General features: G+C 73.2%; 5 protein-coding genes. 4 read left to right on the forward strand and 1 reads right to left on the reverse strand.

Translation table 11 applies throughout. From position 1 onward, the window contains the following. Together Q0D57_RS00740 and Q0D57_RS00745 are read left to right on the forward strand one after the other, a co-directional pair. On the forward strand, positions 1-1,299 hold a 1,299-nt coding region (locus Q0D57_RS00740), incomplete at its 5' end, for an MMPL family transporter (RefSeq protein WP_291036680.1). Beyond that, positions 1,296-3,368 (forward strand): YhgE/Pip domain-containing protein, encoded by a 2,073-nt coding sequence (locus Q0D57_RS00745; RefSeq protein ID WP_291036683.1) that lies wholly within the window; start codon positions 1,296-1,298, stop codon positions 3,366-3,368. The genes Q0D57_RS00740 and Q0D57_RS00745, both read left to right, overlap by 4 nt. Here the strand turns inward: Q0D57_RS00745 and Q0D57_RS00750 are convergent. Continuing rightward, positions 3,338-3,541: a hypothetical protein gene (locus Q0D57_RS00750; protein ID WP_291036685.1), complete on the reverse strand. Its 204-nt coding sequence runs from the start codon at positions 3,539-3,541 to the stop codon at positions 3,338-3,340. The genes Q0D57_RS00745 and Q0D57_RS00750 overlap by 31 nt on opposite strands. 1 nt (position 3,542) lies before the next feature. On the opposite strand from Q0D57_RS00750, the gene Q0D57_RS00755 reads away from it, so the two are divergent. Both Q0D57_RS00755 and Q0D57_RS00760 read left to right on the forward strand, forming a co-directional pair. Then, positions 3,543-4,820, forward strand: a complete 1,278-nt coding sequence (locus tag Q0D57_RS00755) for an MFS transporter (RefSeq protein WP_291036687.1) — start codon at positions 3,543-3,545, stop codon at positions 4,818-4,820. Positions 4,821-4,940: 120 nt separating this feature from the next. Next, on the forward strand, positions 4,941-6,685 hold a 1,745-nt coding region (locus tag Q0D57_RS00760), incomplete at its 3' end, for a SpaA isopeptide-forming pilin-related protein (protein ID WP_291036690.1).

Genomic DNA, 6,685 nt, shown 5'->3' on the forward strand with positions numbered 1-6,685 from the left:
CCGATCCTCCTGATGGCCATCCTCTTCGGCCTCGCCATGGACTACGAGGTGTTCCTCGTCTCGGGCATGCGCGAGGAGTACGTGAAGTCGAGGGATGCGCGACGAGCGATCCGGATCGGCTTCCAGCACGGCGCACGCGTCGTCACGGCCGCCGCGCTCATCATGTTCTTCGTCTTCTTCGCGTTCGTGCCCGAGGGCGACGGCCCCATCAAGGCCATCGCGCTCGCCCTCGCCGTGGGGGTCGCGGTCGACGCGTTCCTCGTGCGCATGACGCTCGTGCCCGCCATCATGACGCTGCTCGGCGACAAGGCCTGGTACCTGCCGAAGTGGCTCGACCGGCTGCTGCCCAACGTCGACGTCGAGGGCGAGAGCCTCCGCGAGCACATCGAGCAGCGCGCGTGGACCGAGCGGGCCACCGCCACGGGGGACGGGGATGGGACCGGCACCGGCACCGCCGCCGGTAGCGGCACCGGCACCGCCGCCGGTAGCGGCACCGGCACCGCCCCCGCCGCCGTGAGCGCCGAGGGCCTCGAGGTCGAAGGCGCCGGAGCGCCCGCGACCTTCCGCATCCCGCTCGGCGCCGTGGCCGTACTCACGGGCCCCACCGCCTCCCGCCGCCTCGTGGGCGCCGCCATCGCCGGCCGCATCGCGCCGGCCGCCGGCCACCTCCAGGTGCTCGGTCTCAGCGTGCCCTCCGAGTCCGGAGCCGTGACCAAGCTCGTGACCCTGGTCGACCTCGAGTCGCGTCGCCCCGACCTCTCCACCACCGTGGGCGACGCCCTCAACGAGCGGCTCCGCCTCGCCCGCGGCTGGTTCCGGGCCGTGCCGAGGGGTGCCGCCGAGCACCTCGTCGACCGCGTCAACCGCGCCCTCGAGCCGATCGAGGTGGAGCGGCCCATCAGCATCCACCGCACCCTCGGCGAACTGAGCCCCATGGCGCAGTCGCTCGTCACGGTCGCCCTCGGTGTCGCCGACGGCGCCAGGGTGCTCGTGATCGACGCCGGAGACGGCGACGCCGCCCACCCCACCACCCCCGAGTTCGTGCGGGCCGTCGCCGGCATCGCCGAACCGGATGCCACGGTGCTGTTCGGCGCCGAGACCCTGCACGCGGTGCACGCGGCTCCGGATGCGCCCACGGGAGACCGGCCGCTCGTGCGCATCGACCTGGCCGAGCATGTGCCCATGTCGACGCTCGCAGCCGCACCGGCATCCACTCCCGCAGCCGCCCGGGCATCCGCACCGGCTGCCGCCCGCACGACGAACCGCACGACCGACCTGCCCGAGGAGGGCACCCGATGAGCACCCCGACCTCCATCCCCACCCCGCGCTCCCGCCGCCGCACGAAGATCGTCCTCGTCGCGCTCACCGCGCTCGCCGTGGTGCTCACGCCGTTCGCGGTGAACGGCCTGTTCTCCGGTGCGCTCGCGAACGCCGACACCAACCTCTCCTCGGTGCCGGCCGCCGTCGTCAACAACGACGAGATGACCACCACCACGAACCCCGACGGCACCGAGTCGGTCAACTTCGCCGGCCGGGCCGTCGTGACCGAACTCACCGGCAGCGGCGAGACCGGATTCGACTGGAACGTCACGAACTCGGCCGACGCCGAGAAGGGCCTCGCCGACGGCACGTACTACGCCGTGCTCACCATCCCCGAGACCTTCTCGGCCGACATCAACACCCTCGGCACGACCACGCCCGAGCAGAGCCTCATCCACATCGAGACCGACGACTCGCACGGCTACCTCCAGGGCGTGCTCGCCTCGACCGTGGCCTCCGCCGTGCAGGCCGGCTTCGGCCAGCAGATCACCGCGCAGGTGGTGAACGGCATCTACACGAGCTTCGGCACCGTGGGCACGAGCCTCTCGGATGCCGCCGACGGCGCCTCGCAGCTCGCCACCGGCGCCGACGGACTCGCCTCGGGCGGCACCCAGCTCACCGACGGCCTCACCCAGCTGAGCTCGGGCGCGGCCTCGGCCACCACGGGAGCCTCGGAGCTCGCCGACGGCCTCGGGCAGCTCTCGAGCGGAGCCACCGCAGCCGCGGACGGCGCTGCGCAGCTGAGCAACGGTGTGACGCAGTACACCGGTGGCGTGGACGGACTTGCCGCCGGCCTCGCGCAGCTCGAGGCGGGCACGCAGCAGTTGGATGCGCTCGGCAACGGAATCGTCGATTACACGACAGGCGTGGACGGGCTGGCTCAATTTGCCGCGTCCGATCCCACGACGTCGCCGGCTCTCCTGCAAGGCCTGCAGGCACTCTCCGCCCAGAGCGCGGGACTGGCCGTAGGGGGCGCCGGGTTGACCGACCTCAAGACCGGCATCGCAGGCGCAGCCGATGGGGCCGCAGCGCTGTCCGCCGGCAGCGCCGGCCTCACCACCGGCGCCGCCGGTCTCGCCGACGGCGTCAGCCAGCTCGCCTCCGGCCTCTCGCAGACGGCCCCCGGCGCGACCCAGCTGGCCGACGGCGTGGGCCAGCTCAGCACCGGCCTCGCGCAGACCGTGCCGGGTGCCCAGCAGATCGCATCCGGTGCCGGTCAGCTCGGAGACGGCGCCACCACCCTCGCCGAGGGCCTCACGACCGGCGCCGACCAGCTCTCGGCGAACGTCTCCGACGATCCCGAGGCGGCAGCGAAGGTCATCGCCCAGCCCGTGACGGTCGACGTCACGAGTCAGAACCAGGTCGGCGAGATCGGTCAGGTCGTCTCCACGCTCCTGCTGCCGGTCGCGCTCTGGCTCGGCGCGCTCGCACTGTTCCTGTGGCTCCGCCCGTTCTCGGCCGGCGTCCTCGCCTCCTCGGTGTCGACCGGCCGCCTGACGCTCCGCACCTTCGGGCGGGCCGCGGTCTTCGCGGCCCTGCAGGTCGTGCCGATCGTGGCCTTCCTGCACCTCGCGCTCGGCGTGGAGTGGAGCCTGCTGCCGGCGACCCTCGGCTTCTCGTTGGTGGTCGCTCTCGCGTTCATGGCCTTCCACCAGCTGCTGGCGACGGCCTTCGGCCGGATCGGCGCGATCGTCTCGCTCGTGCTGCTCGCCCTGCAGCTCGCCTCCACGGGCGGTCTCTACCCGGTCGAGATCCTCTCCGGTCCGTTCCAGGCCATCAGCGCCATCAGCCCGCTGAGCTATGCGGTCTCCGGCATCCAGGCGATCTTCACGGGCGGATCGGGGGGCACCGTCGTGACGGCCCTGATCGTCATGGCGCTGTTGCTCCTGGTCAGCCTGCTGCTCTCGGCGGCGGCCCTGCAGCGCCGGCGCCGGCCCGTCGAGATTGGCTGGGTCGTGCCCGCTCCGGCGGCGGCCGACGCCAGAGCCTCAGCCGGGCGACGGAGCGGACCCCGACCTCAGGCCGTGGCCATCGGCTCGCGCGCGTAGAAGGGGCCGTCGCGCTCGCCGGCGTCGTCGTGCTGGCCGTCGTGGCCGGGCTCGTGATCCTGCTCGTGCGCCGTCGGTCGTTGTCCGGCGTAAAGTAGGTCTCGCCCCGCACCACCCGCCGACGACGCTCCGCCGAGGGCGTCGGCGGTGCCCGGGAATGAGGATCTTCTCACGATGGATCGACCGAACCGCTCGGGGTTCCCGTGGCTGCTGGTGGCCGGCATCGTCTGCATCGGCTTCATCCTCCGCGGCCCGATCGTGGCGGTCGCCCCCGTCTCGGGCGAGATCGGCCAGGACCTCGCGCTCAGCGCCGCCCAGATCGGTCTGCTCACGAGCCTGCCCGTGCTGTGCTTCGCGGTGATGACACCGTTCGCGTCGATCTTCGTGGGCAAGGCGGGCGCGAACGTCGCCACCACGGTCGCCATCCTCGGGGTGGGCATCGGATCGATCGTGCGCTCGGCCGGCGGCGTGGAGGCCACGTTCGTCGGCACCATCGTGATGGGCGCCTTCATCACGATCGGCAACGTCGTCATCCCCGTGATCATCCGCCGCGACGTGCCGACCGCCCGGGTGGGCATCGTCACGGGCGCGTACACGTCGGCCATGAACGTGAGCTCGATGATCACGACCCTCGCCACCGTGCCGCTCGCGGCCGCGTTCGGCTGGCGCGGGGCGCTCGCCGCCTGGATCGGCTTCGTGGTGCTCGCCGCGGCCGCCTGGCTCGTGGCCACGGGCAGGGCCGCGTTCCGCTGGGGCCCGCTGAAGCCCGCCATCGAGACCGGCGCCTTCGACACCGTGGCCATCGACACGCGCGGCATCCCCATCGCGGCCCCCGAGCCGCGCACCTGGCGGAACCTCTCGGCGGTGCTGCTCGCCCTGGCCTTCGCCGGGCAGGCCTTCTCCTACTACGGCCTCACCGCATGGCTGCCGAGCATCCTCGTCGACGAGGTCGGCTATTCGGCGTCGGCCGCGGGCACGAGCTCGTCGGTGTTCCAGATCGCCGCCGTGGTGGGGGCGCTCGGGGTGCCGCTGATCTCGCAGCGCATCGGCATCCCGGTGACCTTCGGGGCGGTCGCCGCGCTCTGGATCAGCTTCCCGCTCGGCATGATCCTGGCCCCCGACGCGTGGCTGGCCTGGGGCTTCCTCGGCGGTGTCGCGCAGGGCGGCGGCATCACGGTCGTGTTCATGCTCATCGTGCAGCTCGCCATGACGGGCACCCACGCCCGCCGGCTCTCGGCCATGGTGCAGGGCGTCGGCTACGCCCTCGGCGCCACCTCACCGGCGCTCATCGGCGCGGTGCACGACGCCACAGGGGAGTGGACGCTGCCCGTGGGAGTCGTGCTCATCGCCACCCTCGTCTTCACGGTCGCGGGGCTCGCGGGCGCCCTCCGCGCCACGGGGCCGCGTGCGCGCCGGGACCCGCGCGATCCCCGCAACCGCCACCCGCGCTGATCCCGCGCCGGCACCACGGGGATCCCCGTGACCGCCGCTCGGAGCGGTGCTGCCCGTCGCTAGAGTCGAGGCGCGCCCGTGCCGTCCAGGCCGGGCATCGACTCCCGGGGGAGAGCTGCTGTGAAGCGACTGCGCGCCGTCCATGTGTCCAGGTGGGCCGCCTCGGCCGTCACCACGGCCCTCGCGGGGGCGCTCGTGAGCGCTCTCGCGCTCGCCGGCCCCGCGGGGCCTGCCCTTGCCGATCCGGCGCCCGCGCCCGACCCCTCACCCACGGCCGGCTCGATCTCGGGTCTCCTCCTCAGCGATCAGGGCGAGCCGCTCGCCGGTCACATCTACGCCATCGAACCCGAGGAGGGCTTCGAGTACCGCGGCACGGCAGGCGCCGACGGCGCCTACACGATCGAGAACGTGCCGGCCGGCGACTACGCCGTGCACTTCGAGCCCTTCTGGACGGCGTCGGATGCCGCACCCTACGGCTACGGCCCTGCCTACTACCCCGACGCCCTCCGCCTCGACGACGCCGAGCCCGTGCGCGTCAACCCCTCCTCCGACACCCTGTTCGTGAACTCCGCGCTGGCCCCCGCCGGCCAGATCTCGGGGACCGTCGTGCTCGCGACCCTCACGGGGTCGACACCCGCCACCCACACCGTCGTGGTGCCCTTCACCGGTGACGAGGCGCCGCCCGAGGATCCGTTCGAGGCCGAGTACGGGGCCACCTTCGTGAACGGAGACGGCACGTTCCGCGTGCACACGGCGCCCGGCGAGCACCGCCTGGCCTTCTACACGCGCTACCACGGCCAGTGGATCATCGACGAGTACTGGCAGAACGCCTCCGCCGTGGCCGACGCGACCCCGCTCGAGGTCGTCTCGGCCGAGGACATCCCGGGCATCGCGGCCGAGCTCCTCGCACCCGGCAGCCTGCAGTTCACGCTCACGGCGCCCGACGGCACCCCGCTTCCGGGCGTCGACGTCTCGCTGGTCAACCACGCCGAGACCCGCACCATGCTCGACCTCGTGACCGACGCGAACGGCGTCGCGCTCGCGGGCGACCTGCCTCCCGGCTACTACGACCTCTCGGTCACGAACCCGCCCGCGGGGTACTCCGACGCGTTCATCCGCGGCGCGATGGTGTTCCCGGGCGAGACCTCCACGCTGCAGTCGGGTCTCGGCGATCCGCTGCCGCGCGGTGCGACCGCCACCCCGGCGCTCCCCACCGACGACGGCTGGCTGCTGCTCGCGGGCGACTCGGTCACCCTCACGGTCCCGGATGCGATCGACCTCGAGAGCGTCGGCTTCGTCTACTCCTCCAACGAGCAGGACGACCCGCGCCGCGGCGAGTTCACGCTCGACGGCTCGACCTGGACGGCGACCATCGACCTCGAGGGCCTGTGGGGCCACGGCGCGCTCGGCATCGAGTACCGCTTCGACCTCGACCTCACCCACGTCGCCGTGCTCGACACCTCGATCGCCCGCGAGCCCGGCTCGGCCGAGCTGACGGACGACTCGCGCGGCGACGTCGCGCTTGCCGGGACGTCGGCCGCAGGCGGCGTGAAGGCAGGCGGCACGGCGACGGCCACGGGCCTCGAGCCCGGATCCTGGTACTACGCCTGGTGGTTCTCCACGCCCACCGGGGCCGGCTGGGTGCAGGCGGATGCCACGGGCGCGGTCTCGGTGCCGGTTCCGGCTGGGCTCGTGCCGGCCGGCGCCGCCTCGGCGGAGCACTCGCTCGCGTTCGAGTCGGTGCAGGGAGCGCTCGCGGGGTGGACCCCGGTGACCGTGCTCGCGGCCGGCAACGGCGGTGGCGGTGGCGGCGGCAACGGCGGGGGTGGCAACGGCGGGGGCTCCGGCGGCGACGGCTCCGGCGG

Origin of the sequence: Herbiconiux sp. (assembly GCF_023264895.1) — a bacterium.
GTDB lineage: Bacteria > Actinomycetota > Actinomycetes > Actinomycetales > Microbacteriaceae > Herbiconiux.